Source organism: Ciceribacter thiooxidans, assembly GCF_014126615.1.
GTDB lineage: Bacteria > Pseudomonadota > Alphaproteobacteria > Rhizobiales > Rhizobiaceae > Allorhizobium > Allorhizobium thiooxidans.
This window is the reverse complement of the sequence record NZ_CP059896.1, coordinates 1,124,842-1,151,395: the sequence shown is the minus strand read 5'-3', so window position 1 is coordinate 1,151,395 and position 26,554 is coordinate 1,124,842. Positions and strand designations below refer to the sequence as shown.

The window sequence follows — 26,554 nt, the reverse complement described above, 5'->3', positions numbered from 1 at the left end:
TTTATCCGCGCCAGTTGATACAGAGGTGCTTTTGCCCTTGATCCCGGGAGGCGTGGTTGCCATCCTGTCCGATCAACGCGAAATGAGGAACCGAAATGGCCCGAGCCCTGCTGCTGATCGATCTCCAGAACGGCTTCTGCCCCGGCGGAAACCTGCCGGTCGCCGGCGGCGACGAGGTCGTTCTGGTCGCCAACGCCCTGATGGCAAGCGGCAGATACGACCTCGTGATTGCTTCGCAGGACTGGCATCCACCGGGCCATGGCAGCTTCGCCTCCTCCCATCCCGGCAAATCGCCCTTCGAAATCGGCGAACTCTCCGGCAAGCCGCAGATGCTCTGGCCGGACCATTGCGTGCAGGGAACTGAAGACGCCGCCTTCCATCCGGACCTGGACGTCCTCAGCATCGACCATGTGCAGCGCAAGGGCCAAAACCCGGCGGTCGACAGCTACTCCGCCTTCCGCGACAACGACCGGGCGGCGCTCACCGGGCTTGCCGACTATCTGAAGGAGAAGGGTGTCGACGAGATCGACATTTGCGGACTTGCGACCGACTATTGCGTGAAGTTTTCCGCGCTCGATGCCGTGGAAATGCTGCCCGGCGTAAAGGTCCGCTTCGTCGAGGATGCGAGCCGCGGCATCGACCCGGAAGGCGTCAAGACGGCGATCGCCGAGATGCGGGAAAAGGGCGTCGAGATCGTCCGCAGCGCCGACATACTCCTATAGCCGAAGGCCTGCACCCGATTTCATCAATTGCCTTTTTTTCGCCCGCGCGCTAGTGAGCCTTCGCAAGTGCGAAAAGGAGGAGGCCGGATGGAAACGGTCAGCACCATCGAGGAGTTGCGCCTGCGCCTCGCACCGCTTAGGAGGGCGGGCAAGACTGTCGGTTTCGTGCCGACCATGGGCTATCTCCATGACGGGCATATGACGCTCGTGGCGAACTCCCGATCCGGGAACGACGTGACGGTGGTCTCCATCTTCGTCAATCCGCTGCAATTCGGCGCCAGCGAGGACCTCGACAAGTATCCCCGCGATCTCGCGCGCGACAGCGCGATGCTCGAAGCCGCCGGGGTCGATTTCCTCTTCGCTCCGACCGTCGCCGACATGTATCCGCGTCCGATGGAAACGGTGGTCGACGTTCCGAAGCTCGGAAGCGAACTCGAAGGCGCGGCCCGGCCGGGCCATTTCGCCGGCGTCGCGACTGTGGTCACCAAGCTCTTCAACATTGTTCAGCCGGACACCGCCTATTTCGGCGAAAAGGACTACCAGCAGGTGTCGGTCATCCGCCGCATGGTCGAGGACCTCGCGCAACCGGTGCGGATCGTTCCGGTCCCGACTGTGCGCGAGGCGGACGGCCTCGCCTGCTCGTCACGCAACGTCTATCTCTCGGCGGAAGAGCGCCGTGCGGCCGTGATCGTGCCGCGCACCCTCGACGAAGCCGAACGCCTGATCCGTGAGGGTGTCCGTAACCCGGCCGAACTCGAAGCGAAGCTCGACGCCTTCATCCGCAGCGAGCCGCTCGCCACGCCGGAGGTCGTCGCCGTCCGTCACCCGAAGACGCTGGAGCCGCTCGAAACCATCGAGGACGCAGCGCTCATCCTGCTCTATATCCGGATCGGCAAGACAAAGCTGCTCGACAACCGCGTGATCGACATCGCATCCGAAAACGGCATGGAGGCCGCCTGACATGAGCACCCCGCCCCGCCAGAAGCGGCTGACCCCGAATGAAATTACGGCACTCAAGGGTGAGCGTCCGGTCGTTTCTCTCACCGCCTACACGACGCCGATGGCGCGCCTGTTCGACCCGCATTGCGACTTGCTGCTCGTCGGCGACAGCCTCGGCATGGTGCTCTACGGCATGGACACCACGGTCGGCGTCACCGTCGAGATGATGATCGCCCATGGCCAGGCCGTCATGCGCGGTGTCAGCCGCGCCTGCGTCATCGTCGACCTGCCCTTCGGCTCCTATCAGGAATCGAAGGAACAGGCCTTCCGCACCGCCGCCCGCATCATGAAGGAAACCGGCTGCGACGGCGTCAAGCTCGAAGGCGGCGAGGAAATGGCGGAAACCGTCGCCTTCCTCGTGTCCCGCGGCGTGCCGGTCTTCGGCCATGTCGGCCTGATGCCGCAGCAGGTCAACACCTCGGGCGGCTACCGCTCCAAGGGACACACCGACAAGGAAGCCGACAAGATCCGCAGGGATGCCCGCGCCATCGACGAAGCCGGCGCCTTCGCCATGGTGATCGAGGGAACGGTCGAGCCGCTGGCCCGGGAGATTACCGAAGCGGTATCGGCCGCGACGATCGGCATCGGCGCATCGCCCGCCTGTGATGGTCAGGTGCTCGTGTCGGACGACATGCTCGGCCTGTTCAACGATTTCAGGCCGCGCTTCGTCAAGCATTTCGCCGAACTGGCCAATGTCATCTCCAGGGCGGCCGAGGACTATGCGACGGAGGTCCGGGCGCGGACATTTCCGGGTCCCGAGCATACCTTTCAGGTTCGCCCGAAGAAGTAGGACCGGAGGCACGATCTGACCCGGCGTCCTTCAGTCGCCGGGCGCCTTTTCGAGCTGGTAGATCGCGTCGTTGATGACGTCGACCTGGTTCACGATCACCGACTGGGCGTCGTAGAGGCCGCGGTTGTAGAAATGGGCACCGATCTCCTTCGCAAAGAAGGTCAGGATCGCCTCGGCCTCAAACCGTCCGACATCGAGGTCGAATTCGGAGAGGAAGTAATCCCTCACCCGCGCAACGATCGCCGCCTGATCATCGCTGGAGAAATCGAGTTTCGGCATCCGCCTGCTCCTTCGGGAAGGATCGCTACCGCCGGAGCGTGCCACGATAAGTAAGGCGAATCAATCGATCCATCAGCCAAATTCAATTGTTCGCCGGGCGCTGCGCCTCTATCTCTTCCGCAAAAGGAAGCCTTCATGAAATCCGATCTTTTCGACGGTCTGCGCGGCAGTACGCCGATCCTGATCTCGACCATTCCCTTCGCCGCGCTCTACGGCGCAGTCGCCGTCGCCAACGGGCAGACGGTCGCGGAAGCGACGCTCATGAGCGCCATCGTCTTTGCCGGCGCGAGCCAGCTCGTCGGCATCGAGCTCTTCGGCCATGACGTGCCGATGTGGGTGATCGTGCTGTCGATCTTCGCCGTCAACTTCCGCCACATCCTCTATTCGGCGGCCATCGCCCCCTTCATCCGGCATTTCTCGCCGCTGCAGAAGGCGCTCTCCTTCTTCTTCCTCACCGATCCGCAGTTCGCCGAGACGCTGACACGGGGCGAAACCGGGCGATCCGTCTCTTTCGCCTGGTATTTCGGCTTCGCCGCGACGATCTATGTCGGCTGGGTGGCGACGACGACCATTGGCGCCTACTTCGGCAGCATGATCGGCAACCCGGCGGCAATCGGCATCGACGTGCTGCTGCCGATCTACTTCATGGGACTGGTCCTCGGCTTCCGCAGGCGGGCGAATTTCCTGCCGGTGGTCGCCGTCAGCGCCGCCGTCTCCATCGTCGCCTACCGCATGGTCGGCACGCCCTGGCACGTCAGCATCGGTGCCCTCGCCGGCGTGGCGCTCGCTGCACTGCTGCCGCCCAAGGTCGCGGCGCCGCGAGCGGCCGAGGCTCGCGCGGAGGCCGGCGAATGAGCGAATTTCTCACCCCCTACATGACGCTCCTGATCGTCGCCGCCGCGGTCGCGACCTACCTCACCCGCATCGGCGGCTATCTGCTGATCGCGCGGCTGAAGACGGTGCCGCCGCGCCTCGAAGCGGCGCTCAGCGCCGTTCCCGCCGCCGTGCTGACGACGCTCGTCGCGCCCGCCTTCTTTACCGGCGGCACCGACGTCAAGGTCGCCATGGCGGTCGCCCTTGCCGTCGGCCTGCGGTTCTCCGCCATCCCGCTCCTCGTTTCCGGATGGATCGCGGTGATGGCGATGCGCTATTTCATCGGCTGAACGGCTCGGTCACCCGCTCGAGCCAGGCCCGCGTCTCCTCATCCGGAATGAGTGGCATCAGCTCCTCGCGCGTGCGGCGATGATAGGCGTCCAGCCAGTCGAGCTCCTCCTCGGTCAGCAGCGAGGTGACGATGAGGTACTTGTCGATCGGCACATAGGTCAGCGTCTCGAAGCCGAGCATCGGCATGTCGCCGCCCTCGACCGGCTCGGCGTCCCGCACATAGACAAGATTCTCGATGCGGATACCGAAGGCGCCGGGGCGGTAGTATCCCGGCTCGTTGGAAAGGATCATGCCCGGCAGCAGTTCCTGCGTCGAGAGCCTCGCGATGCGTTGCGGCCCCTCGTGCACTGAGAGATAGGAGCCGACGCCGTGGCCGGTCCCGTGGGCGAAATCCGCCCCCGCCTTCCAGAGCGCGATGCGTGCCAGCGGGTCGAGGTCGCAGCCCCGCGTCCCCTTCGGGAACCGTGCGGTGCTGATCGCGATCATGCCCTTGAGCGCCAGCGTGAAGAAGCGCTTCTTCTCGTCCGACACCGGCCCGACGGCGACGGTGCGGGTGATGTCGGTCGTGCCGTTCACGTACTGCGCACCGGAATCGATGAGGAAGAGTTCGCCGGAATCGATCGTCCGGTCGGTCTCGGTCGTCACCCGGTAGTGCATGATCGCCGCATGCTCACCGGTGCCGGAAATTGTGTCGAAGGAAATGTCCTTGAGCGGGTTCTGCATCCGCTCGCCGACGCGCCGGCGGGCCTCCTCTAGTGCTTGGATCGCCCCTATCTCGGTCACCGTGCCCGGCCGTTGGCGGTCGAACCAGGAGAGGAACTCGACGACCGCCACTCCGTCCTGAATATGGGCGACGGCGGAGCCGTTGAGCTCGACGGTGTTCTTGACCGCGCGCGGGATCTTCGCCGGATCATTGCCCTCGACCACCGTACCGCCGTGGTCGCGGATCAGCTCGGAAAGGGCAAACGGCGTCAGGTCGGGGTCGACGAGGATGCGGGCACCGGAGGCGGCGAGCGCCTGCAGCCGCGGCGAAAGCTCCAGCGGCTCGACCTGCGTGCAAAGTCCGGCGAGATAGGTCTCCGCCTCGATCCCGGTCTTGCGTTTGTCGAGGAAGAGCACGGCGTGTCCGCTCGCCTCGATGATCGCGCGCGCCAGCGGATGCGGCGTATGCGGCACGTCGCTGCCGCGGATGTTGAAGATCCATGCGACAGACGAAGGATCGGTGACGAGGACGGCAGACAGGTTCTTCTCGCCGAGCTCGCGGGCAATGCGGGCGATCTTCTCCTCGGCCGGAACGCCGGAATAGGACTGCGACTGGATCGCGACGGCGCCGAGTGGTTCGGCCGGCCGGTCCGTCCACGACTGGTCCAGCGGGTTCTCCCTGAGCAGCACCAGCGCGCCGTCCTTCTCGGCGAGTGCCTTTTCCAGCCGCCGCACCTCTGCGCCGGTATGCAGCCACGGGTCGATGCCGAGGCGGAAGCCCTTCGGCGCATGCGTCGCGATCCACTTGTGCGGCGGCTCGCCGACGAGATCGCCGCCCTTGAAGACGGCAGAATCGACCTGCTCGGCAAGCTGCGTCACATAGCGGCCGTCGACGAAGACGATCGCCTCCGCCGTGGTGACGAGCACCTGCCCCGCCGAGCCGGTGAACCCGGTGAGCCAGGCGAGCCGCTCGGCGGATTCGGGAACATATTCGCCCTGATACTCGTCGGCACGCGGCACTAGGAAGCCGTCGATGCCGAGGGCGGCGAAACGCGCCCGCAGCGCCTCGACGCGCGCACGGCCGAACTGTGGAGTGGACTTCACCTCGAAGGACTGGAACATGACGGACTCGCTCTGACTGATGACTGATTTGCCTTATAGCAAGAGGCGAGCCCGGTTCATCAGGTTTTCTCGGGACCGGCGCACCCGGGATGAGGTTGCGTCAGCCAAAATCAGCGGCAGCCTGCCTCGTTTTTATTCAGAGCAGCAGGGGTAGTGCTCAAGCAGCGGGCCATCCATGCGCGAGACGCATAACACCCATGAGGGATTACCCTCTGCCGCCCGGCTCCGGATTCACTATATTCCAGTCATCGAACGGACAGCGATCACCGCCCGGAATGAAAGGAACAGAAAGATGGCAAGCTCTTTCCTCCACAGGGCCTATCAGCGGATCATCGAGGCGCGCGAGCGTCAGGTCAGCCGTTACGTCAACGACGCGCTCCTGTCGCTGGACGACAAGACGCTGGAAACCATCGGAACAAGCCGCGCGGAACTTCGCCGCAAGCGGGCTGCGAGCTCCGTATTCTGATCGAACGCGACGCGGACCCCTCCTCCTCCCAGGTCTGCGCCAGCGCCGGAATACGAGACACGCGTGGGCTTCTCCTCCTCCCGAGCCCATGCATCGATCAGTCGATCTGATCGGAAAGGCGGCATCTCCGGATGTCGCCTTTCATATTTGGGGAGCCTTTAGAAGCCATGCACCAGAAGCAATGCTGCAATGCGGCAAAACTTCTGCTCTCACCTCGCCTCAGCCGCGCAGATGGATCGTCACCCAGCCATTGCGCCAGATCGTGCGGACGTGCTTCAGCCCGGCGCCGTTATACGCGGCAATCACCTTCCATCGCTGGCTCGCGAGAATCCCCGACAGGATGACCGAACCGCCGCCCGAAAGATTGGCGACCAGTTGCGGCGCCATCTTCATCAGCGGCCGCGCGAGGATGTTGGCGATGATCAGGTCGAACGGGCCGTATTTGCCGAACGCTGTCGAATGAAAGCCGGGCGCGACCCGGAATTCGATGCCCGAGACAATGCCGTTGCGGCGGGCGTTTTCCTTGGCGACGCGCACCGCGATCGGATCGATGTCGGTCGCAAGCACCGGAATCGGCACGAGGCGGCGCACGGCGATCGCCAGCACGCCGCTTCCCGTTCCGAGGTCGAGCGCATTTCGGGGTTGCTCCGCCCGCGTGACGTCGGCGATCATTTCGAGGCAGCCCGCCGTCGTACCATGATGGCCGGTTCCGAAAGCCTGACCGGCGTCGATCTCGATGGCAAGGTCGTTGATCTGGACTTTATCGCGGTCGTGCGAGCCGTGGACGAGGAAACGCCCGGCGCGAACCGGCGTCAGCCCTTCCAGCGACTTCGCGATCCAGTCGATGTCGGGGATGACTTCGCGCTCGATCGCAAGCGAGGAGAAATCTTCGGCGAGCATCACGCTGAGCCGGTCGTGGACCTCCGCCTCCTCGTCCGCCATCAGATAGATCGAGGCTTCCCAGACGTCGTTCTTCTCGTCGATCTCGGTGGTCGCGATTGCGTAATCCTCCTCGCCGAAGAAGCTGGTCATCAGCTCGAGGATGTCGTTCGCCACCTTCTCGGTGACGGTTACGTAGAGGCGGATTTCACTCACGACGGGCCTTCCTGATCATGGAAACGGGCAGGATCACCGGCCCTGCCCTCTCTCGTCGTCTCCGGTACAACGCCGGGCCGCCGCTGGCAACCTGGCAGATGCCTGCAGAACCGCCGGCGGCGTCAACCGTTCTTCAGATTTTCGAGCTTCTGCACCGCCACGTCCGGATTCTCGCCGTAGGAGATGGTGCCCTTGAACCGGCCCTCGGCGTCGAGCAGGAAGACGGACGCCGTATGATCCATCATATAGTCGCCGTTCGGGTCCTTCTCGTCGAGCGGGACCTTCTTGGCGTAGACGCGGAAACCCTTGATGACCTCGGCCACCTTCTCCGGCGGACCGGCGATGCCGATCACCCGCTTGGTGACGTTGGAAATGTAGTTGTTGAGCATTTCCGGCGTATCCCGCTCCGGATCGACGGTGACGAAATAGGCCTGCAGCCGGGTACCGTCCGGATCGACCTTCTCCAGCCATCCGTTGAGTTCGAAGAGCGTCGTCGGGCAGATTTCCGGGCAATGGGTGAAACCGAAAAAGAGCGCCGTCGGTTTGCCGCGGAAGGCCTGCTCGGTGATCGGCTTGCCGGTCTGGTCGACGAGCTGGAACGGCACGCCGAACGGCGCTTCCGAGATCTGCTCCTTCGACTGCGTAACCTGGAAGGTCAGCCATCCGAGCAGCCCGGCGAAAACGAGAACGCCTCCCCAGAGAATGATCCGCAGCGTCTTCATGTTGTTCCTGTCCTGTTTTTGTCGGGCAGAACACAAGGGGAGTCGTTCCGCCGCACGTGATGCCCGCTGATACAACCCGGCGACGGCCGGCGCAATTCAAGAGGCAGTTATCTTGGAAAAGCGCGCGGATTTGTCTCGCCGGCTCAGAAGCAGGTGGCAAGCCCGTTTTCCATATAGGCGAGCACGATTGCCGAGCCATAGTTGAGCCAGCCTGCGAAGACGGCGCCCGTCACCATCGCGCCGACACCGAAGAGCGCCGCCAGGAGGGCAAATCCCGATGATTTTCTCGCCTGCTGTTCCATGCGGTCTTCATACCGCCTCCGGCCGCCCGGGAGAAGTCCAAATCTTGCTCGCGAGCCTTGCGAAAAAGATGGACAAAGGCCGCCGATCTGCAATCCTTCTTTCCGGAATGTCTGCCGGAAGTCTTGGGAGGGGCGCATGGGAGAACAGGTCGTCGGTGCGGTACCGCCGCACAAGATCCGAATCAATTCGGTCGGCCTTGCCGACGTTAGAATAGCCCTGCGGCAGGGCTTGAGGGATTTCAGCCGGCACCCGCTCTTTGGCCTGTTCTTCGGCGGCATCTATGCCCTCAGCGGCCTGTTCATCGTCGTTGTGCTCAGCTTCTATCACCAGCCCTGGATGATTATTCCCATCGCGATCGGCTTTCCGCTGATCGGGCCTTTCGTCGCCGTTGGGCTATACGAGATCAGCCGGCGCGACGAGCAGGCGCTGCCGATCACCTGCCGCGGCGTGCTCGCCGAGGTCTTCCGGCAGCGGGAGCGCCAGCTCTCCTGGATGGCTTTCGTGGTGCTCTTCGTCTTCTGGGTCTGGATCTACCAGGTGCGTCTGCTGCTCGCGCTTTTCCTCGGCTTCAAGATTTCCGCCTCGCTGCCGGCCTTTCTCGCCGTCGTGACCACGACGCCGGAAGGTCTGCTCTTCCTCGCCATCGGCACGATCGTCGGTGCCGTCATCGCAACCGCCCTCTTCAGCGTGACAGTTATTTCGATGCCGTTGCTGCTCGACCGCGACATCGACTTCGTCACCGCGATGATCACCAGCGTACGTGCCGTCGCCGAAAATCCGGTGGCGATGCTTGGCTTCGGCGTCATTGTTGCGGCCGCGGCGATCCTCGCGATGGTGCCGTTGTTTGCCGGCCTCGTCGTCGTGCTGCCGGTTCTCGGACACGCGACCTGGCATCTCTACCGGCGCGTCGTGGCGCTCGACTGACGAGGCGCGGAGCCCCCCAAGATTAGCGGATGTTTAAGAAATCTCTGCCAGTGTCGCAGGGCGAAGATGATTCAGTAAGGATCGTTTGGACATCACGTCCGCCGGGATGGCCGATCCATCTCCTCGGTTCTCCGCAGTGATCATGCACCACCGACGCGAAAGCGGAGCACGGCTCCGTCGTGACGCAGCGGACGACGCAATGCCGCCGCGCCGACCGGACCCGATCCGAGCCGCCGGCAAACCGGGAAGAGTTCAGACATGACGAACGCAATCAAGCAGTCAGGCGCCTATCTGGAAATCGTATCCTTTCACCTGGGCGACCAGGAATTCTGCATCGACATCATGGCGATCCGCGAAATCCGTGGCTGGGCGCCGGTGACACCGATGCCGCACACGCCGCCTTACGTCCTCGGCCTTATCAACCTGCGCGGCGCCGTCATTCCGGTCATCGACATGGCCTGCCGTCTCGGCATGAAGATGACGGAACCCTCCGAGCGCGCAGCGATCATCGTCACCGACATCGCCGGCAAGCTCGTCGGCCTGCTCGTCGAACAGGTTTCCGACATGATGACGATCCGCGCCGAAGACCTGCAGCCGGCGCCGGAAATCATCCCGGAAGCCCAGCGCGCCTTCTGCCGCGGCATCGTCGCGCTCGAAAAGTCGATGGTCTGCTTCCTGAACCTCGACACCGTCATCGCCGACGAACTCGCGCAGGCCGCCTGATCACGTCTGCCCCGACTGAGACGCACGCGGCGACCTCCGGACGGCGATCGCTCGCGGCGGCGGCCGCATCCGCATGAACATCTCCCGGAACGAAGAAGGCCTTGGAAACGAACCGTCTCCAAGGCCTTCGTCATTCAACGACCGCGGGCACCAGCCCTTGGTCGAGCAGTATTGGCAAGACATGCGTGCGAGCTGCGGTGATGGGGTATATCGCCGATTTCACAACACATCGGTTGTATTCTGCCTCAAATCCCCTCACATCTGAAGGTAAAAAATGGTGCCCTGTCGCATTTGAGATGCAGTTGCCCGACCTTTTTTGGTTCATTTTGGAACGCCGGACGACGGCCGGCATCTCGTTTCACCGTGGCTTGCCGTTCGTCCAGGTCACCGGCTGGTCGAACAGCGGAACGGTCGAGATCGCCATTTTCGCGGACCCTTCCACCACCTGGCGCGAATGCACGAGATAGATGAGCGTGTCGTTCGCCTTGTCGTAGATGCGGTTGACGACGAGCTTCTTCCAGATGAGCGACATCCCCTCGCGGAACACTTCCTCGCCCTCTTCAGAAAGATCGATGTCACCGATCTCGATCGGACCGGTCTGCCGGCATGCGATGGAATTGTTCGACGGGTCCTCGAACCAGTTGCCCTTGGAGAGTCGGTCGATGATCGACCGGTCGAAATAGGTCACGTGGCAGGTGACGCCCTTGACCTGCGGATCGGTGACGGCCTCGATGACGATATCGTTGCCGACCCAGTCCACCCCCACCTTGCCGACCACCTCGGCGGCGGCGGGAATGCTGCCCGCGAGAACGAGTGCTGCGGCGAAAATCGGCTTGCGGAAGGGCATGGCTTCGCTCCTGTGCTGTGTTCGGACCTTATGTGGCATCGGGCCCCGCCCGCGACAAGCGCTGCTCGTCCGCCGAGCCCCGTCCCTACCCCTGAAGGACAGGCGTCTTCCGCGCTCGCTTGGCAAAGGAACAGGCCTCGTAACCACCCCGGTGCAGGCGGCCGGGATTGACGCCGGTGCGCGCGGCCAGTTCGTCGACCCCGCGCACCCCCACTTCCTCGGCCATGGCCAGCGTCGCAAGCGCGCAGACGCGTGCGTCCTCGGCGGCATTGTGATGCTCGAAGGAAAGCCCGAGATGATCGGCGAGGCTGTTCAACCGATGCGATGGCAGGTCCGGCCAGTGGCGCTGCGCGAGCTTGACGCTGCAGTAGTAGGAGAGTTCCGGATAGGCGAGCCCGTAGAAATCGAGGCTCGCCCGCAGCACAGAAAAGTCGAAGGACGCGTTGTGCGCGATCATCGCCGCGCCGTGGAAGTCCTCGAAGAACTCCGCCATCACATCGGGGAATTCCGGCTGACCGGCCACGTCTTCCGGACGGATGCCGTGGATCGCGATGTTGAACGACGAAAAGCGCATGCCCGGCGGGCGGATCAGCCGCTCCTCGACCCGCACGACGGCACCGTCCTCGATGAAGGCAAGCCCGATCGAACAGGCGCTGGCGCGTGCTTCACTCGCGGTCTCGAAGTCGATGGCGATAGTCTTGCTCGAAGGCTGCAATGTGGACGACATGAACCCGGCATAGACTGCAAGAAAGATTCAGGCAACAAAACGGACGCGAAATTGCCGGAGATCACCGGGTTCTACTGCGAGATCGACAATCCGGACGCAAGCGGCGTCCCGCTCCTGCTGCTGCATGGCAGCGGCCAGGACGAAAACCTGGAGCGGCATCGCGCAGGACATCGCCCCCGATGCGCCGCTGATCCACCTGCGCGGCAATATCGTCTGGGAAGGCAAATACGCCTTCTTCCGCCGAAAGCCGGACCGTGGCCGCGACCAGGCAGATCTCGCCCGATCAGTTGGCGAACTCGCATTCCTCATCGAACAATTGACCGGCACGTTGGGGCAGCGCAAGCCTGTTCTGGCAGGCTATTCCAACGGCGCGATCGCCTGTGCGGCGCTGGCGCGCGACACCCGGCAGCTGACGCGGGGGCAATCTTGATGCGCGCCCTGTCCCTCGAGCCGGACGTCCCGTTTCCATCAATGGCCGGCTATCCGATCCTGATCCTGACTGGTGCCACCGACAGCCGTCGTGCCCCGCAGGACGGCGAGACGCTGGCCCGGCAATTTCACGAGGCGGGCGCCGAGGTCACGCACCACCTTCTGCGCTGCGGTCACGGCTGGGATGAGAACGGGCGCGATGTTGCCATTTCGCGACAATGGTTACGGGACATTATGTCGAGGCCATACCCATCCTTGACAAGGGGAACCGCGACCAACACCATTTCAGCATGATCGCAATTGTTTCGCCCCTGCATATGACCGTCACCACCATCGTCCTTCCAAGGGACGCTGGAATGCGGTCGCGTCGATAACAGCACGATCATTATTCAGCGAACCCTACCGAGGCGAGTAGGGTTCGAGAAGCCCCGCTCTCCCGGCAAACCTACGGAGAGCACAATGCCTGAAATACCGCCCACGAATCCGATCAACCCGGCCGCTGCTTGGCCTTCTGGCCTGGTCATTCGCGCCCGCACCTCCGCGGATGCGGAAGGGATAGCCGCCGTGCAGCACTTGCCGGGCTTCCGCGCCGGTACTCTGCGCCTGCCCTATCCCAAAGCCGGGGATGTCCGAAAGTTCATAGAGACAGAGGCGCCGGGCAGCGTTTCGCTCGTGGCGCTCATGGACAACACCATCGTCGGCGATATCGGCCTCAACCGTTTTACGGGTCGTCGCGCCCACGCGGCCAGCATCGGCATGGGTGTGCACGACGACTATCAGAGACGAGGCATCGGACGCGCGCTCCTCGGTGAGATCGTCGCCATTGCCGACGGTTGGCTGAACATCGCACGTCTGGAACTGACGGTCTTCATCGACAATCAGGCCGCCATTCGGCTCTATGAAAGCTTCGGCTTTCGCGTAGAGGGAACATTGAGGGATTATGCCTACCGTGCCGGTGGCTATGTCGATGCACATACCATGGCGCGTCTTCGTGCCGAACAGGCGGAGAAGAGCGCGTGAGGCGGTTCGCGCCTCACGCCACCTGCCTTCACGTTATCCGGCCTTTTCGGCCCTTCCCCCTCGACTTTCGCCGGCAACACGGGTAGGTACGACACAAACTTGCCCGCAAGCGGCGGGCGCGGCGTATTGGACCGCAGACACTCCTGATTTCGAAAGACGATTTCCATGACTGATTTTGACGGCATCGTTCCGGCGATCGCCGAGGCCTTGCGCAAGCGCGGCTACGAGACGCTCACCCCCGTGCAGCAGGCGATGCTCGATCCCGAGCTCGAGGGCCGTGACGCGCTGGTCTCCGCCCAGACCGGCTCCGGCAAGACCGTCGCCTTCGGGCTTGCGCTCGCCTCGACACTGCTTGCCGGCGAAAACCGCTTCGGCCGTGCCGGGGCACCGCTGGCGCTCGCCATCGCTCCGACGCGCGAACTCGCCATGCAGGTGAAGCGCGAGCTCGAATGGCTCTATGAATTCACCGGCGCCACGATCGCATCCTGCGTCGGCGGCATGGACATCCGCAACGAGCGCCGGGCGCTCGAACGCGGCGCCCATATCGTCGTCGGAACGCCCGGCCGCCTGCGCGACCACCTCACCCGCGGCGCGCTCGACCTCTCGGCGCTGCGTGCCGTCGTCCTCGACGAGGCAGACGAGATGCTGGATCTCGGCTTCCGCGAGGATCTCGAATTCATCCTCGAAGCCTCGCCGGACGACCGCCGCACGCTGATGTTCTCGGCGACCGTGCCCCGCTCGATCGCCGATCTCGCCCGCAGCTACCAGCGCGACGCCCGCCGGATCGCCACGACCTCCGAGCAGAAGCAGCATGTCGACATCGAGTACCGGGCGCTCGTCGTCGCCTCCCCCGACCGCGAGAACGCCATCATCAACGTGCTGCGCTATTACGAGGCGCGCAACGCGATCGTCTTCTGTTCGACCCGCGCGGCGGTGAACCACCTGACGGCGCGGCTCCACAATCGCGGCTTTTCCGTCGTCGCCCTTTCCGGTGAGTTGAGCCAGAACGAACGCACCCACGCGCTGCAGGCGATGCGCGACGGCCGCGCCCGCGTCTGTATCGCGACCGATGTCGCCGCCCGCGGTATCGACCTGCCGGGCCTCGAGCTCGTCATCCACGCCGACCTGCCGACCAATTCCGAGACGCTGTTGCACCGCTCCGGCCGCACCGGCCGCGCCGGCAACAAGGGCATCTCCGCGCTGATCGTGCCGGTCAACCAGCGCCGCAAGGCCGAGCGCCTGCTGCAGGGCGCGCAGATCACACCGGTTTGGGCAAACCCGCCGTCCGCCGACGAGGTTCTCGCCCGCGACGGCGAGCGCATTCTTGCCGATCAGGCCTTCGCCGACGCCGTGGCCGAGGACGAACAGGCGACGATCGCCGATCTTCTGGCGACCCACGGGGCGGAGAAGGTCGCCGCCGCCTTCCTCCGCACCTATCGTGCCGGCCGTTCCGCACCGGAAGATCTCATTCCCGTCAATCTCGAAGCGAGCAAGCAGCGCCGCGAGCCCGACTACGCCAATCCGTCAAGCGCCGCCACCAAGCCGCGTGGCGATTTCGGCCCGAGCGTCTGGTTCTCGCTCTCGGTCGGCCGGCGGCAGAACGCCGAGCCGCGCTGGCTGATCCCGATGCTCTGCCGCAACGGCAAGATCACCAAGAACGAGATCGGCGCCATCAAGATGCAGCCGGAAGAGACCTTCGTCGAAATCGCCCAGGACGGCCTCGACACCTTCCTGCAGGCGATCGGATCGGGCGGCGCACTGGAACGCGGGATTACGGTCAGGCAGCTTCCCGGCACGCCGGATTTCTCCGCGCCGCCGAAGGAAAGAGCAGCCCGTCCCCCGCGCGAACGGGAGGAATTCGCACCCCGTGGTGAGAAGCGCCCCTACGTCAGGAAGACCGAGGAAGCCGGTCGCCGGCCGCGCAGGGACGATCTTCAGTCGGTGGATGCCGAGGTCTGGGCCGATGCGCCGGCACGGCCGAAACGCCAGGACGACCGCCCCGCACAGAAGCCCTACGCCAAGAAGGCGAAACCCGAATGGTCTGACCGGGCCTCCGACGATCGCAGGAGCGATCGGCCGAAGGGTGACGGGAAGACCTTTGCCGGCAAGAAGGATTTTTCCGGCAAGAAGGACTTCGCAGGAAAGCCGAAAGGCAAGTTCGGCGGAGCCGGCAACGGCGCCCCGAAGAAGGGCAAGCCTGCGGGAAACCGGGGCTGACGCGCCCCGGCGCGCCGCTCCCCTTCTCCACCGGATCTGTGCTCGATCACCGTGGAACGAGCACGTCTGCTGAAGCCGTTTACCGTTCCTTCAGCATCGGGTGAGGGAAGGTGCGGCGTGGCACGGCCCATGAAGGCGCCGTTAACGGATGACGCGGTAGTCACATCCGAAAGTCTGCATCGAAGGTTGATGACAATCAATCAGAGATAACCCATGATTGAAGCTCTGACCGGTCCGGTATCGAAGACCTTACGTTCTCGCGAGCGCGCATGCTGATGGATTACCTGGAACGATGGCTGACACCAAACATCAGCCTGACGGATTTCAATGACCGCACCATCGTGCTGCGCTATGCGCTGCATCTCTCCGGCCGCATGGCCCTCGTCGCCTGGGGGTTGATCGTCCTCCTCCACCTTCTCTTCCACTCGCTCGGTCTGCTGCCGTATTCCGTCTGGCAAGGCATCCTCATCGGCACGGTGATGGGCATCCCGCTCACGATAACGCTCGGCGTACTGGCGACCATCGTCGTCGGACGTTCGATCACCGCGCTCGCAGATGCCCGGCTCGAATATCTCCGTCAGAGCCGCACCGACATGCTGTCCGGCCTTCCGAACCGGCGGGCGTTCACCGAGGCGCTCGCCAGCGACGAGCGCGGCGTCCTCCTGCTGCTCGACATCGACCGTTTCAAGCAAGTCAACGATCGCTACGGCCACCTGGCCGGTGACGAGGTCATCGTGGCCGTCGCCCGCGAGTTTGCCGGCCTCGCCGGAGATCACCACCTCGTCGCCCGCATCGGCGGCGAGGAGTTTGCGGTGTTCTTCCGCGACATGACGATAGAAGAGGCCAAACGGGCGGCCGACGAGGCGCGGCAGGCCGTCGAGACGACCGTCATTTCCGCAGGTGGTCAGAGGTTGAACGTCACCATCTCCGGCGGCCTTGCGATGATCGCGGCCGGACGCGACTACGCGGCCGCCTACTCTGCCGCCGACCGGGCGCTCTATCTTGCGAAGGGTTCGGGCCGCAACCGGATCGTCGACGAAGGCGAACTCGCCACGCTGACGACCACGAACCCGCCAATGACGGAGCCATCCGCGCAGGCGGGTTGAAGTCCCTTTGGGCGTTAACCGCGCGGAGCCCTCACTCCGCCGCCGGAGCCACCTCGCGCATATCCCTATCGAGCATCTCGCCGTGCTTCTTCTTTGCCAGAAGTTCGCGCGCCTTGGCGTATTCCGGGTCGTTCCAGAACATCAGACATCCGTTGCAGCCGCGTCCGCAGCAGCCTTCGACGCCCTTGCGCGAGGTCTTGGAGCGCTTTTCCATCACGTCTTCGGAAATCGCTTCCTGCAGCTTCTTCACGCCGTTGCGGTAGGCGCCTTCATAGACCGTCTGGCCGAGTTCGATCTTCTGCGCCACCTTGTCGACGCGCAGCCGCTGCCATTCTTCCTCGGTGAGCGGCGTCTCCTTGCGGATGATGGTGAAGGGCGGGAACTTGGCGATCAGGTCCTCGACCGTCTCGCGGTCGAAGGCGGTGAACGGAACGAGGATCGGCCGCTGCGGCCCGGCGTTCACGGCTTCGAGCGCCACGTCCGGCGCATCGGCATGGCGGAACTCGTAGAGCCGCAGGAAGACAGTCTCGTCCGTCGCCTTCGGCGGGATCAGTTCCAGCACGTCGCCGGCTTCGAGCTTGTTCTTCACCGAGACGACGAAGCCGTCCTCGCGGACCTCCTGGATGATGCCGGCAAACTCCCAGGTGCCGAAGGTCTTGGTGTTCTCATAATTGTGCGCATAGTTCTGCAGTCGCCCCTCGTGGAAGGCGATGGTGAAGCCGCGGCTGCCGACCGATTCCAGTTCGCGCATATAGGGTTCCGGCGACCAGTTCTCCGGATCGGCATAGTAGTCGTCGATCGCGCGGCGATAGGTGCGCGCCACCGTCGCGACGTAATAGGGCGACTTGTTGCGGCCCTCGACCTTCAGGCTGTCGACGCCGAGCTTCAGATAGTCATCGAGCTTCGGCATCAGGCACATATCCTTGGAGTTCAGGATATAGGAACCGCGCGAATCCTCCTCGATCGGCATCAGCTCGCCGGGGCGAGCGCCCTCTTCCAGCACGAATTCGAAGAGGCCCTCGTTGTGCTCGTTGATTTCGAGTTCCTTGATCGTGCCGTCGCGGAGGCGCAGATGCACCTTGTACTGCCAGCGGCAGGAATTGGCGCAGTTGCCCTGGTTGGCGCCACGCTCGGCCATGAAATTGGAAAGCAGGCATCGCCCGGAATAGGTCATGCACATGGCGCCGTGGACGAAGGTTTCGAGCCGCACGTCGGGGCACTTCTCCCGGATTTCGGTGAGCTCGGAGAACGTCACCTCGCGGGCAAGCACGACGAGCTCCGCGCCCTGCTCCTTCCACGCATCGACCGTCAGCCACGAACAGACATTGGCCTGCGTCGAGACATGCAGCTTCAGCTCCGGCGCGTGCTTGCGCAGGTAATGGAAGACGCCGGGATCGGCGACGATGACGCCGTCCGGCCGCACATCCTTCAAGATCTCGACGTACTCGGCGACCTTCGGCACATCCTTGTTGTGGGTGAAGAGGTTCAGCGTCAGGTAGACGCGCACGCCATGCTCATGGGCGAAGCGAATGCCCTCCTTCACGTCGTCCAGCGAGAGCTGCGACTTGGTCCGTAGCGACATGTCCGGCGTGCCCATGTAGACGGCGTCCGCTCCGTAGAGCACGGCGACCTTCAACCGCTCGAGCGAGCCGGCGGGCATCAGGAGTTCGGAACGTCTGGCAATTGCTGTCATCGGATGGATCAACCTTCTCACGCGCGCCCTTGGCCCGCAATCTGGCAGGCCTATACACCAGAAGCGGCCACGGGGCCAGCAAGACGCGACCCGTTCGCAGAAAACCCGTGTCCGTCAGCCCCCGATCAGGGCCAGCCACTCGTCCTCGTCCATCACCGCGACGCCGAGCTCGCGTGCCTTGTCGAGCTTGGAACCTGCGCCCGGCCCCGCGACGACATAGTCGGTCTTCTTCGACACCGAGCCGGCGACCTTGGCGCCGAGGCTTTCCGCCCTCGCCTTCGCCTCGTCACGGGTGAATTTTTCGAGCGAACCGGTGAAGACGACGGTCTTGCCGGCGACCGGACTTCCGGTTGCGACCGGCAGCTCGGCGGCAAGCGGCGTCACCTCCTCGAGCAGGCGCGAAACGACCTCCACATTGCGCGGCTCCTTGAAGAATTCGACGATCGAGGTCGCGACCACCTCGCCGATGCCTTCGATGGCGTTGAGCTCGTTCCAGGCATCGCCGTGCATCGGCGCCGCATCCTGCATCGCGCGCTGGAAGGCTTCGTAGGTACCGTAGGAGCGTGCCAGCAGCTTCGCCGTCGTCTCTCCGACATGGCGGATGCCGAGGGCGAAGATCAGCCGGTGGAGCGCGATTTCGCGCCGGCTGTTGATCGCCTCGAAGAGCTTGCCGACGCTCGTGCGCCCCCAGCCGTCGCGGTTCTCCAGCTTGTTCAGCGCCGCCTGCTGCCGCCGCTCGAGCGTGAAGATATCCGGCGCGGTCTTGATCTCCAGCGACGGGTCACCGCAATCGAAGAAGAAATCGACCTGCTTGGTGCCGAGCCCCTCGATGTCGAAAGCGTTGCGCGAAACGAAGTGCTTCAAATGCTCCTTCGCCTGCGCGCTGCAGACGAAGCCGCCGGTGCAGCGGCGGACGGAATCCATCCGGCCAGTCTTCTCGTTGACCTCCCGCACGGCATGGCTGCCGCAGACCGGGCAGGTCTGCGGAAACTCGTAAGACACGGCATCGTCCGGCCGCCGGTCGAGAACAACGTCGACGATCTGCGGGATGACGTCGCCCGCCCGCTGCACGATCACCGTGTCGCCGATGCGGATGTCGCGACCCTCGCGGATCGGCTCACCGGAATTGCCGATCCCCTTGATGTAGTCCTCGTTGTGGAGGGTGGCATTGGTGACGACAACGCCGCCGACGGTGATCGGCTCCAGCCGCGCGACCGGGGTCAGTGCGCCCGTTCGTCCGACCTGGATGTCAATGCCGAGAAGCCGTGTCAGCGCCTGCTCCGCCGGGAATTTGTGCGCGGTCGCCCAGCGCGGCGAGCGCGAGCGGAAACCGAGCCGCTCCTGTAGGTCGAAGCGGTCGACCTTGTAGACGACGCCGTCGATGTCGTAGTCGAGGTCCGCGCGCATGAGGCCGATTTCCCGGTAGTGCGCCAGGATCTCCTCGATCGAATGCAGCCGCTTCATCAGCGGATTGACCGGAAAACCCCATTCGCGGAACGTCTCGACGATCCCCATCTGGGTCTCCGCCGGCATATTGGTCATCTCGCCCCAGGCATAGGCGAAGAACTTCAGCTTGCGGCTTGCCGTCACCTTGGGGTCGAGCTGCCGCAGCGAACCGGACGCGGTGTTGCGCGGATTGACATAGGTCTGCTTGCCTTCCGCTTCCATCTGCGCGTTGAGCGCGAAGAAGTCGCTCTTCGCCATGTAAACTTCGCCGCGAACCTCGACGACGTCCGGGGCGCCGGCCGGCAGCTCGCGCGGGATTTCGCGGATGGTCAGGATGTTCGCGGTGACGTTCTCCCCGGTGGTGCCGTCGCCGCGCGTCGCCGCCGTCACCAGGCGGCGGTTCTCGTAGCGGATAGACATCGACAGGCCGTCGATCTTCGGCTCGGCGGTAAAGGCGATCGAACCGTCCGGCAGCCGGCCGAGAAACCGGTAGACCGAGGCGACGAAGTCGGCGACGTCCTCGTCGGTGAAGACGTTGTCGAGCGACAGCATCGGCCGGGCATGGACGACCTGCGCGAAGGCGCCGGCGGGCGCCGAACCGACGCGCCGCGACGGGCTGTCTTCGCGCACGAGCGCCGGGAACCGTGCCTCGATCGCATCGTTGCGCAGCTTCAGCGCGTCGTAGGCGGCGTCGGAGATCTCCGGCTGGTCCTTGCCGTGATAGAGCGCGTCATGATGGGCGATCTCTTTCGCGAGCCGCGCCAGCTCGGCAGCCGCCTGCTCCTCGGTCAGATCCTCGACTGCAATCGTGTCATTCGCCATCGCCGCTCTCCAGAATGGGACCTGCCGGTATTAGCCGAATTCTCGCGAATGAAAAGACATCTCCGCTCAGTCGACGACCGCTTTCGAAATGTCGATCCGGGCGGTGATCGGCAGGTGGTCGGATGCCTCGCGGGCAAGCGGCGAGTCGTGCACGGTGATGTCGGCGACGAGCCCGGACCGGTTGGCCATGATCCGGTCGAGGGCAAGGACGGGCAGACGCGCCGGATAGCTCGCCACCGGCGGCGGAAGCGGTCCGAACGCCCGCTCGAACCGCATGAGCGAGGACCCCTCGCCGAGACGCCACTCGTTGAAATCCCCCATCAGAACCGTCGGCTTTTCCTCCCGCTCCGTCATGATGTCGACGATCACGTCCGCCTGCTGTCGCCGCGCCCAGCGCAAGAGCCCGAGATGGGCGGCGATGACGCGAAGTCCGAGCCCGCGGTGGAGATCGATCTCCGCGACCACGGCGCCGCGCGGTTCCAGCCCCGGCAGCGCGACCTGGTGAACGTCCTTGACCGCCCCTTCCTTGAAGAGCAGCACATTGCCGCGCCAGCCGTGGGACCTCGGCTTGTGCAGGACCGGAATGTGCGTGAGCCCCATCTCCAGCCGGAGCCGCGGCAGGTCCAGAAGGCCCGAACGCTCGCCGAACCGCTCGTCCGCCTCCTGCAGCGCGATGACGTCCGGGTCCATCTCGCGGATCACTTCCATCACCCGCTCGGGGTCGAAGCGGCCGTCGGTGCCGACGCATTTGTGGACATTGTAGGAGGCGACGACCATGCTCTCGTCGGATCGGTGGTGCGGCGTGTGCGCCGCCGGACGATCGTGCCGGTTCCGGATCGAGGTGATCATCGTCCTCGCAATGCTTCCGGTCTTTCTTTTCATGCCTGAACCGCTTTTTCCCAAGACAAACATCGACCTTCTCAAAGATAGGGCGAACCGAGCCACAGGACACGGTCGAAAAGCCGGAGAATGAAAGGCCGGTGGTGAAGTGCCTCGAGCGTGATCTCCTCCGCCCCTTCGCGGGAGGCGGCGATCCTCGCATCGATGCGTTCGGCGAAATGCGGATCGTAGACTTCCAGGTCGACCTCGAAATTGAGTCGCAGCGAACGGGAATCGAGGTTGGATGAGCCGATGAAGCTCCACTGCCCGTCGATGGTCATCAGCTTGGAATGGTCGAACGGACCCTTTGCGCTCCAGATCCGGCAACCGTCCTTCAGGATCTGGTCGAACTGGGCCATCATGGCACGGCTGACGATGGCGAGGTTGTTTTGCGAGGGGACGACGATGTCGACGGCCACGCCGCGCCTTGCGGCGGTCGCCAGCGCGCCCAGCAGGATGTTGTCGGGAAGGAAATAGGGGGAGACAATGCGGATCGACCGCTCGGCGACCGAGAACGCCCCCATCAGGACCTTGTGATTGCATTCGAGATTGGTGTCGGGGCCGGAGGCGATCACCCGCACGAAGGACGGCGTTCCCGGGCCGGCATCGCCGACCGAGACGTTCCACACATCGCTCTTCAGTTCCTCCCCCGTCTCGAAGACCCAGTCTTCCGCCGCCACCGCCAGCAGATCGGCGACCGCCGGCCCGGTCAGCCGGAAATGGGTGTCGCGGGCACCGTCCTTGCCCATGAACCCTTCGCGGATGTTCATGCCGCCGGCGAAGGCGACCGCGCCATCGACCACCATAATCTTCCGGTGCGTGCGAAGATTGGCGTAAGGCAGGCGGAGCCCCAGGATGACCTTGCCGTTGAAGGCGGCGGCGGGAACGCCGGCGTCCTTCAGGTAACCGAGAATACTGGGTGTACTGTAGCGGGCGCCGACGGCATCGACCAGCACCCGCACCGCGACACCGCGCCTGTGCGCGGCGATCAAGCAATCGGCAATCCTGAGCCCGGCTGCGTCGCGGTCAAAAATGTAGGTTTCAACGACGATCGAGCGCCGGGCCCCCTCGATCGCGGCGGCCATGGCATCATAGGTCTCATCGCCGGAGGAAAGGATCGCAAGGCTGTTGCCGGACGACAGCGAGTGTCCGGTGACGCGGTCGCCGAGAACCTTCAATGCGGCCATTGGTCGGCCGAACTGTCGCTCGACCTCGTCCGCCGGCAGCTTGAACTGCGACAGAACGCGCCGGATCGCCTCGTGACGATGCGGTCGCCGCTGCAGGATGGACTTGCGGCGGATCCTGTTGACGCCGACCACCGCATAGATCAACGCACCGACGATCGGGGACAGGATGATGATGCCGACCCAGCCGATCGCCGATCGCACCTCGCGCTTGGTCATCGCCGCATGAACGGCCGCGATCGTGCCCATCCCGATTGACAGGACGGCAAGGACCTCCGGCCAGTAGCTTTGCAGCGTCTCGAACATCGAAGCGGAGGGAAACAGGTTTGTAGCGGGAATGCAATCGCCGTCCGTAGCGAAAGGGGCTTGTCGTCAGTTTTCGCCGGCGAGAAGCCGTGCAGCCGCCGCTCGTGCCTCGTCGGTCACCGAGGCGCCGGCAAGCATGCGCGCGATTTCCTCGAGGCGGTGATCGGGTTCCATCGTCGCGACCCTGGTCGCGATCTTGTCGCCGGCGTCGCCGGCCGGACCCTTGGAGATCAGCAGATGAGTCGCGGCACGGGCGGCCACCTGCGGCGCGTGGGTGACGGAAAGCACCTGGACCTTGTCGGAGAGCCGCTTCAGCCGCTGGCCGATCGCATCCGCCACGGCACCGCCCACGCCGGTGTCGATTTCGTCGAAAACGAGCGTCGGCGCAGAACCGCGGTCGGCGAGCGCGACCTTGAGCGCCAGCAGGAAGCGCGAGAGTTCGCCGCCCGAGGCAACCTTCATGATCGGCCCCGGCCGGGTGCCCGGATTGGTCTGGACGTGGAATTCAACGGTATCGATGCCCTCGGCCGTCGCAGCCTCCGGATCGGACATCACCTCGACCATGAAACGGGCACGCTCGAGTTTCAGAGCCGGCAGCTCCGCCATCACGGCCTCGGAAAGCGCCGTTGCCCCATTCGCCCGCTTCGAGGAAAGTGCGGCAGCCCGGTGGTCGTAGGCGGCCTTGGCCTCGGCGACGGCGGTCTCCATCTGCCCGAGGCGCTCCTCACCCGCATCGAGGTCGGCAAGCTCGGCGACCATCCGCTCGGCGAGCGCCGGCAGCTCGGTGACCGGCACGGAATACTTTCGTCCCGCCGCCCTCAGAGCAAACAGGCGCTCCTCCACCCGCTCCAGTTCGCGCGGGTCGAATTCCGTTCGGCGCAACGCTGCCTCGACTTCCATCTGGGCGTTGGAGAGGGTGTCGAGCGCCGCGTCGAGAAGCTGCACCGTGTCTTCGAGAAGGCCGGGAGCCTCGTGGCTCTTGCGCTCCAGGCGCCGCATCAGCGAGGCGATCATCGGCACGGGGGAACTGTTGCCGTTCAGGAACTCGGAGGCTTCGGCGATATCGCCGGCGATACGCTCCGCCTTCTGCATCTGCGAGCGGCGGTCGGCGAGTTCGTCCTCCTCGCCGTCTCGCGGCGAGAGGATCTCCAGTTCCTCGACGGAGGCACGCAGGTATTCCGCTTCGCGCGCCGCTGCCTCGACCCGCGCACGGTGGGCCTTCAGCTGCCGGTCGGCATCCTTCCAGCGGCGGTAGGTCTCCGAGAGTTCCGCCACCTCGTCCGTCAGCCCGGCGAAAGCATCGAGAAGCGTGCGGTGCGCATTGGTGTCTACGAGCGCACGGTCGTCGTGCTGGCCGTGGATTTCGACGAGCAACTGGCCTGCCTGGCGCATCAGCTGCACGCTCACCGGCTGGTCGTTGACGAAGGCGCGGGTACGGCCGTCCGCCGATTGCACCCGCCGGAAGATGAGGTCACCGTCCTCGTCAACGCTGTTTTCCCGCAGCAGCAGGCGGACCGGATGGGCGTCGGCCACATCGAACACGGCCGTCACCTGGCCTTTGTCCTCACCGTGGCGGACGAGAGAGCCGTCGCCGCGCCCACCGAGCGCCAGCGACAGGCTGTCGAGCAGGATCGACTTGCCGGCGCCGGTCTCGCCGGTCAGCACCGAGAGCCCCGCCTCGAAGGCAAGGTCGAGCCGCTCGATCAGAACGATATCGCGGATCGATAGCTGGACCAGCATGGGCTTTCAGATCTCGCCTGGTTTGAGACTGACGATCAGCTCCCGATCAGGAGCTTCTTGCCGGCACGGGAAATCCAGGAGCCGGCATTCTCACGCGGCTCCAGACCACCGGTCTTCAGGAGCTTGTAGGAGTCGGCATACCACTGGCTGTCGGGGTAGTTGTGCCCGAGAACAGCCGCAGCGGTCTGCGCCTCCTCGACGACGCCGAGGGCGTAATAAGCTTCCACGAGGCGGGCAAGCGCCTCCTCGACCTGATTCGTCGTCGGATACTTCTCGACGACGACACGGAAGCGCGAGATCGCCGCGAGGTATTCCTTACGTTCCTGATAGTAGCGGCCGATCTGCATTTCCTTGCCGGCCAGCTGGTCGCGCGCAAAACGGATTTTCGCCTGCGCGTCGTCGACATATTCGGAGTCCGGATACTGGTCGACCACCTTCTGCATGGCTTCGATCGTCTGGTTCGATGCCTTCTGGTCCTGCGTCACATTGCTGATCTGCTTCCAGTAGGAAAGGCCGACGAGATACTGCACATAGGCCGAGTCGTCCGCACGCGGGTAGAGGCTCAGGTAGCGCCTGCCCGTCGCGGTCGCTTCCGTATAGCGCCCCAGCCGGTACTTGACGAAGGTGCTCATCACCAGCGCCTTCTGCGACCATTCCGAGAAGGGGTGCTGGCGGTCGACAGCGTCGAACTTGCGCCCGGCCTCGGTCATGTTACCGGCCTTGATGTTGGCAAGCCCCTGATTGTACAGCACTTCCGCCGGTTCACTCTCGGCGGCGAGCTTGGTAATGTCGATGTCGGGGTCCGACTGGCACGACGCCAGCAGGGAACCGGTCGCCGTCATCATCAAGAACACGCTGGCAACCCGAGCGGCGTTTCTAAGCATTCCCGACTTGACTTCACTCATTCGACAGTTCCCGATTGCAGCGCCGCGTGAATACCGCCGCTTCCAACTGGCGTTTCTAGCCATAAAAGCGTGAGGAGAGCAACGCAATGATGGTGATTTGACGCAATTTTGTGGCAAGCCGCAAAGGAAATCCCGAATTTGGACGATCGCACACAGGCGTCCCTCCGCAGTTCGTCTCTTCGGCGTCTTCGAAAAAAGAAAAGCCGCCTCGACGGGCGGCCTTTCGCATCATCTTGCCGAGGTCAGGCGGACCATGGCGCAAATTCCGGAACGTTGACGGCCACGAATTCGCGCGCTCGGACCTGCTGGCTGCGCACCGGCGCTTCCACGACCTCGTAGGCGCTGCGGTCATCGAGCAGGGCCTTGAGCGCATTGGCGTTCAGCTTGTGGCCACCGCGATACGAACGATAGCAGCCGATGAACTGCGCACCGGCCATGGCGAGGTCGCCCACGGCGTCGAGCGTCTTGTGACGAACGAACTCGTCACCGGCGTAACGCAGGCCTTCCATGTTGATGACGGTATTGTCGTCGGAAATGACGACCGAATTCTCGAGCGACGAACCGAGTGCAAAGCCGGCGGCCCAGAGCCGCTCGACATCGCGCATGAAGCCGAAGGTGCGGGCGCGCGACAACTCGTTGCGGAAGGCCGCGGCCGTCATCTCGCCCTGCCATATCTGGCGACCGATCAGCGGGCTGTCGAAATCGATCTCCACTTCGAAACGGGTGCCGTCATGCGGACGGAACTCGGCCCAGGATGCCCCCGATTCGATGCGCACAGGCTTGGTGACGCGGATATAGCGGCGCTTCACGCCGAGATTCTTGATGCCGACCTGGTCGATCGCCTCGATGAACGGCGCCGAGCTGCCGTCCATGATCGGCATTTCCGCCCCGTCGACCTCGATGACCAGATTGTCGATGCCGAGCGCATAGATCGCCGCCATCACGTGCTCGACCGTCGCGATCGAGCTGGCCGCCGAAGTCCCGAGCACGGTGCAGAGATCGGTATTGCCGACCTGCGAGGAAACCGCCCGCAGTTCCGTCACCGTTCCGTTCCCATGCTGACGATGGAAAACGATACCCGTGCCGGCTTCGGCCGGGAGGAAGCTGATGGTTACTGGCGTCCCCGAATGCACGCCGATCCCGGTCAGCGTGACCGGTGCCGCGATGGTGGTCTGAAAACCCAGCAATCCGATTGCCATAGAAGAGTGCCTTTATCTGCCGC

Annotated in this window: 27 protein-coding genes; 13 read left to right on the top strand and 14 right to left on the bottom strand. The window is 64.2% G+C overall.

The features are described 5' to 3' along the window. The first annotated feature begins 95 nt into the window (after positions 1-95). The 3 genes from pncA (at position 96) to panB (ending at position 2,511) form a co-directional block, all read left to right on the top strand. Complete coding sequence (pncA, locus tag H4I97_RS05390; RefSeq protein ID WP_182306896.1) at positions 96-722, top strand: bifunctional nicotinamidase/pyrazinamidase; 627 nt, start codon at positions 96-98, stop codon at positions 720-722. An 87-nt stretch (positions 723-809) separates the two neighbouring features. Beyond that, positions 810-1,682, top strand: a complete 873-nt coding sequence (gene panC, locus H4I97_RS05385) for a pantoate--beta-alanine ligase (protein ID WP_182306895.1) — start codon at positions 810-812, stop codon at positions 1,680-1,682. A 1-nt stretch (position 1,683) separates the two neighbouring features. Beyond that, positions 1,684-2,511, top strand: a complete 828-nt coding sequence (panB, locus tag H4I97_RS05380; protein WP_182306894.1) for a 3-methyl-2-oxobutanoate hydroxymethyltransferase — start codon at positions 1,684-1,686, stop codon at positions 2,509-2,511. 30 nt (positions 2,512-2,541) lie between these two features. Here panB and H4I97_RS05375 read toward each other — a convergent pair whose 3' ends face one another. Next, positions 2,542-2,790 carry a DUF2164 domain-containing protein gene (locus H4I97_RS05375; protein WP_182306893.1) on the bottom strand — a complete coding sequence of 83 codons (249 nt, stop codon included), beginning with the start codon at positions 2,788-2,790 and terminating at the stop codon, positions 2,542-2,544. 135 nt (positions 2,791-2,925) lie between these two features. On the opposite strand from H4I97_RS05375, the gene H4I97_RS05370 reads away from it, so the two are divergent. Together H4I97_RS05370 and H4I97_RS05365 are read left to right on the top strand one after the other, a co-directional pair. Beyond that, positions 2,926-3,645 (top strand): AzlC family ABC transporter permease, encoded by a 720-nt coding sequence (locus H4I97_RS05370; protein WP_182306892.1) that lies wholly within the window; start codon positions 2,926-2,928, stop codon positions 3,643-3,645. Further along, positions 3,642-3,953 (top strand): AzlD family protein, encoded by a 312-nt coding sequence (locus H4I97_RS05365; protein ID WP_129332538.1) that lies wholly within the window; start codon positions 3,642-3,644, stop codon positions 3,951-3,953. Before H4I97_RS05370 ends, H4I97_RS05365 begins: the two co-directional genes overlap by 4 nt. On the opposite strand, the gene H4I97_RS05360 is transcribed toward H4I97_RS05365, so the two are convergent. Beyond that, positions 3,943-5,778: an aminopeptidase P family protein gene (locus H4I97_RS05360; RefSeq protein ID WP_182306891.1), complete on the bottom strand. Its 1,836-nt coding sequence runs from the start codon at positions 5,776-5,778 to the stop codon at positions 3,943-3,945. The genes H4I97_RS05365 and H4I97_RS05360 overlap by 11 nt on opposite strands. Positions 5,779-6,070: 292 nt before the next feature. Here H4I97_RS05360 and H4I97_RS05355 point away from each other — a divergent pair, with 292 nt between their 5' ends. After that, entirely contained in the window at positions 6,071-6,244 is a 174-nt protein-coding gene (locus H4I97_RS05355) for a hypothetical protein (RefSeq protein ID WP_182306890.1), read from the top strand. Positions 6,245-6,463: 219 nt separating this feature from the next. On the opposite strand, the gene H4I97_RS05350 is transcribed toward H4I97_RS05355, so the two are convergent. The 3 genes from H4I97_RS05350 to H4I97_RS05340 form a co-directional block, all read right to left on the bottom strand. Further along, a complete protein-coding gene (locus H4I97_RS05350) occupies positions 6,464-7,339 on the bottom strand; it encodes a 50S ribosomal protein L11 methyltransferase (RefSeq protein ID WP_182306889.1) in 876 nt (291 codons plus the stop codon). Positions 7,340-7,461: 122 nt separating this feature from the next. Next, entirely contained in the window at positions 7,462-8,061 is a 600-nt protein-coding gene (locus H4I97_RS05345) for an SCO family protein (RefSeq protein WP_182306888.1), read from the bottom strand. A gap of 143 nt (positions 8,062-8,204) precedes the next feature. Further along, complete coding sequence (locus H4I97_RS05340; protein ID WP_182306887.1) at positions 8,205-8,363, bottom strand: hypothetical protein; 159 nt, start codon at positions 8,361-8,363, stop codon at positions 8,205-8,207. Between the two features lie 136 nt (positions 8,364-8,499). Here H4I97_RS05340 and H4I97_RS05335 point away from each other — a divergent pair, with 136 nt between their 5' ends. Beyond that, positions 8,500-9,288: a DUF2189 domain-containing protein gene (locus tag H4I97_RS05335; RefSeq protein WP_182306886.1), complete on the top strand. Its 789-nt coding sequence runs from the start codon at positions 8,500-8,502 to the stop codon at positions 9,286-9,288. A gap of 258 nt (positions 9,289-9,546) precedes the next feature. Further along, positions 9,547-10,011 carry a chemotaxis protein CheW gene (locus tag H4I97_RS05330; RefSeq protein WP_112688099.1) on the top strand — a complete coding sequence of 155 codons (465 nt, stop codon included), beginning with the start codon at positions 9,547-9,549 and terminating at the stop codon, positions 10,009-10,011. A gap of 358 nt (positions 10,012-10,369) precedes the next feature. Here the strand turns inward: H4I97_RS05330 and H4I97_RS05325 are convergent, their stop codons facing one another. Then, complete coding sequence (locus H4I97_RS05325; protein ID WP_182306885.1) at positions 10,370-10,858, bottom strand: CreA family protein; 489 nt, start codon at positions 10,856-10,858, stop codon at positions 10,370-10,372. An 85-nt stretch (positions 10,859-10,943) separates the two neighbouring features. Then, complete coding sequence (locus H4I97_RS05320) at positions 10,944-11,585, bottom strand: 3'-5' exonuclease (protein ID WP_182306884.1); 642 nt, start codon at positions 11,583-11,585, stop codon at positions 10,944-10,946. Positions 11,586-11,709: 124 nt separating this feature from the next. On the opposite strand from H4I97_RS05320, the gene H4I97_RS05315 reads away from it, so the two are divergent. From H4I97_RS05315 to H4I97_RS05295, 5 genes are all read left to right on the top strand, one after another. Next, on the top strand, positions 11,710-12,015 hold the full coding sequence (locus tag H4I97_RS05315; protein WP_182306883.1) for an alpha/beta hydrolase: 306 nt from the start codon (positions 11,710-11,712) through the stop codon (positions 12,013-12,015). Further along, positions 12,012-12,308, top strand: coding sequence for an alpha/beta hydrolase (locus tag H4I97_RS05310; RefSeq protein WP_182306882.1), 297 nt, complete (start codon positions 12,012-12,014; stop codon positions 12,306-12,308). The genes H4I97_RS05315 and H4I97_RS05310 overlap by 4 nt, the downstream gene beginning before the upstream one ends. 165 nt (positions 12,309-12,473) lie before the next feature. Further along, positions 12,474-13,034, top strand: a complete 561-nt coding sequence (locus H4I97_RS05305; RefSeq protein ID WP_182306881.1) for a GNAT family N-acetyltransferase — start codon at positions 12,474-12,476, stop codon at positions 13,032-13,034. A 165-nt stretch (positions 13,035-13,199) separates the two neighbouring features. Continuing rightward, a complete protein-coding gene (locus tag H4I97_RS05300) occupies positions 13,200-15,251 on the top strand; it encodes a DEAD/DEAH box helicase (RefSeq protein ID WP_182306880.1) in 2,052 nt (683 codons plus the stop codon). 269 nt (positions 15,252-15,520) lie between these two features. Further along, positions 15,521-16,357, top strand: coding sequence for a GGDEF domain-containing protein (locus H4I97_RS05295; RefSeq protein WP_182306879.1), 837 nt, complete (start codon positions 15,521-15,523; stop codon positions 16,355-16,357). 31 nt (positions 16,358-16,388) lie between these two features. Here the strand turns inward: H4I97_RS05295 and H4I97_RS05290 are convergent, their stop codons facing one another. The 7 genes from H4I97_RS05290 to lpxC form a co-directional block, all read right to left on the bottom strand. Next, positions 16,389-18,050 (bottom strand): U32 family peptidase, encoded by a 1,662-nt coding sequence (locus H4I97_RS05290; RefSeq protein ID WP_182306878.1) that lies wholly within the window; start codon positions 18,048-18,050, stop codon positions 16,389-16,391. 114 nt (positions 18,051-18,164) lie between these two features. Next, positions 18,165-20,318 carry an NAD-dependent DNA ligase LigA gene (gene ligA / locus H4I97_RS05285; protein WP_182306877.1) on the bottom strand — a complete coding sequence of 718 codons (2,154 nt, stop codon included), beginning with the start codon at positions 20,316-20,318 and terminating at the stop codon, positions 18,165-18,167. A gap of 66 nt (positions 20,319-20,384) precedes the next feature. Beyond that, on the bottom strand, positions 20,385-21,200 hold the full coding sequence (locus tag H4I97_RS05280) for an endonuclease/exonuclease/phosphatase family protein (protein WP_182306876.1): 816 nt from the start codon (positions 21,198-21,200) through the stop codon (positions 20,385-20,387). A gap of 38 nt (positions 21,201-21,238) precedes the next feature. Next, on the bottom strand, positions 21,239-22,687 hold the full coding sequence (gene cls, locus H4I97_RS05275) for a cardiolipin synthase (protein ID WP_182306875.1): 1,449 nt from the start codon (positions 22,685-22,687) through the stop codon (positions 21,239-21,241). Positions 22,688-22,753: 66 nt separating this feature from the next. After that, positions 22,754-24,427 carry a DNA repair protein RecN gene (gene recN / locus H4I97_RS05270; protein ID WP_182306874.1) on the bottom strand — a complete coding sequence of 558 codons (1,674 nt, stop codon included), beginning with the start codon at positions 24,425-24,427 and terminating at the stop codon, positions 22,754-22,756. A 35-nt stretch (positions 24,428-24,462) separates the two neighbouring features. Next, positions 24,463-25,272, bottom strand: a complete 810-nt coding sequence (locus tag H4I97_RS05265) for an outer membrane protein assembly factor BamD (protein ID WP_378144401.1) — start codon at positions 25,270-25,272, stop codon at positions 24,463-24,465. A gap of 302 nt (positions 25,273-25,574) precedes the next feature. Further along, positions 25,575-26,531, bottom strand: coding sequence for a UDP-3-O-acyl-N-acetylglucosamine deacetylase (gene lpxC / locus H4I97_RS05260; protein ID WP_182306872.1), 957 nt, complete (start codon positions 26,529-26,531; stop codon positions 25,575-25,577). Positions 26,532-26,554 lie beyond the last annotated feature (23 nt).

Excerpts from the sequence above, each read along its gene's own strand:
- H4I97_RS05325 (WP_182306885.1), bottom strand. The coding sequence starts at position 10,858 with ATGCCCTTCCGCAAGCCGATTTTCGCCGCAGCACTCGTTCTCGCGGGC.
- H4I97_RS05345 (WP_182306888.1), bottom strand. The coding sequence starts at position 8,061 with ATGAAGACGCTGCGGATCATTCTCTGGGGAGGCGTTCTCGTTTTCGCC.
- H4I97_RS05355 (WP_182306890.1), top strand. The coding sequence starts at position 6,071 with ATGGCAAGCTCTTTCCTCCACAGGGCCTATCAGCGGATCATCGAGGCG.
- H4I97_RS05330 (WP_112688099.1), top strand. The coding sequence starts at position 9,547 with ATGACGAACGCAATCAAGCAGTCAGGCGCCTATCTGGAAATCGTATCC.
- recN (WP_182306874.1), bottom strand. The coding sequence starts at position 24,427 with ATGCTGGTCCAGCTATCGATCCGCGATATCGTTCTGATCGAGCGGCTC.
- H4I97_RS05305 (WP_182306881.1), top strand. The coding sequence starts at position 12,474 with ATGCCTGAAATACCGCCCACGAATCCGATCAACCCGGCCGCTGCTTGG.
- cls (WP_182306875.1), bottom strand. The coding sequence starts at position 22,687 with ATGTTCGAGACGCTGCAAAGCTACTGGCCGGAGGTCCTTGCCGTCCTG.
- H4I97_RS05340 (WP_182306887.1), bottom strand. The coding sequence starts at position 8,363 with ATGGAACAGCAGGCGAGAAAATCATCGGGATTTGCCCTCCTGGCGGCG.
- H4I97_RS05265 (WP_378144401.1), bottom strand. The coding sequence starts at position 25,272 with ATGATGACGGCGACCGGTTCCCTGCTGGCGTCGTGCCAGTCGGACCCC.
- pncA (WP_182306896.1), top strand. The coding sequence starts at position 96 with ATGGCCCGAGCCCTGCTGCTGATCGATCTCCAGAACGGCTTCTGCCCC.
- panC (WP_182306895.1), top strand. The coding sequence starts at position 810 with ATGGAAACGGTCAGCACCATCGAGGAGTTGCGCCTGCGCCTCGCACCG.
- H4I97_RS05360 (WP_182306891.1), bottom strand. The coding sequence starts at position 5,778 with ATGTTCCAGTCCTTCGAGGTGAAGTCCACTCCACAGTTCGGCCGTGCG.
- ligA (WP_182306877.1), bottom strand. The coding sequence starts at position 20,318 with ATGGCGAATGACACGATTGCAGTCGAGGATCTGACCGAGGAGCAGGCG.
- H4I97_RS05365 (WP_129332538.1), top strand. The coding sequence starts at position 3,642 with ATGAGCGAATTTCTCACCCCCTACATGACGCTCCTGATCGTCGCCGCC.
- lpxC (WP_182306872.1), bottom strand. The coding sequence starts at position 26,531 with ATGGCAATCGGATTGCTGGGTTTTCAGACCACCATCGCGGCACCGGTC.
- panB (WP_182306894.1), top strand. The coding sequence starts at position 1,684 with ATGAGCACCCCGCCCCGCCAGAAGCGGCTGACCCCGAATGAAATTACG.
- H4I97_RS05290 (WP_182306878.1), bottom strand. The coding sequence starts at position 18,050 with ATGACAGCAATTGCCAGACGTTCCGAACTCCTGATGCCCGCCGGCTCG.
- H4I97_RS05300 (WP_182306880.1), top strand. The coding sequence starts at position 13,200 with ATGACTGATTTTGACGGCATCGTTCCGGCGATCGCCGAGGCCTTGCGC.
- H4I97_RS05320 (WP_182306884.1), bottom strand. The coding sequence starts at position 11,585 with ATGTCGTCCACATTGCAGCCTTCGAGCAAGACTATCGCCATCGACTTC.
- H4I97_RS05280 (WP_182306876.1), bottom strand. The coding sequence starts at position 21,200 with ATGAAAAGAAAGACCGGAAGCATTGCGAGGACGATGATCACCTCGATC.
- H4I97_RS05315 (WP_182306883.1), top strand. The coding sequence starts at position 11,710 with ATGGCAGCGGCCAGGACGAAAACCTGGAGCGGCATCGCGCAGGACATC.
- H4I97_RS05295 (WP_182306879.1), top strand. The coding sequence starts at position 15,521 with ATGCTGATGGATTACCTGGAACGATGGCTGACACCAAACATCAGCCTG.
- H4I97_RS05335 (WP_182306886.1), top strand. The coding sequence starts at position 8,500 with ATGGGAGAACAGGTCGTCGGTGCGGTACCGCCGCACAAGATCCGAATC.
- H4I97_RS05370 (WP_182306892.1), top strand. The coding sequence starts at position 2,926 with ATGAAATCCGATCTTTTCGACGGTCTGCGCGGCAGTACGCCGATCCTG.
- H4I97_RS05375 (WP_182306893.1), bottom strand. The coding sequence starts at position 2,790 with ATGCCGAAACTCGATTTCTCCAGCGATGATCAGGCGGCGATCGTTGCG.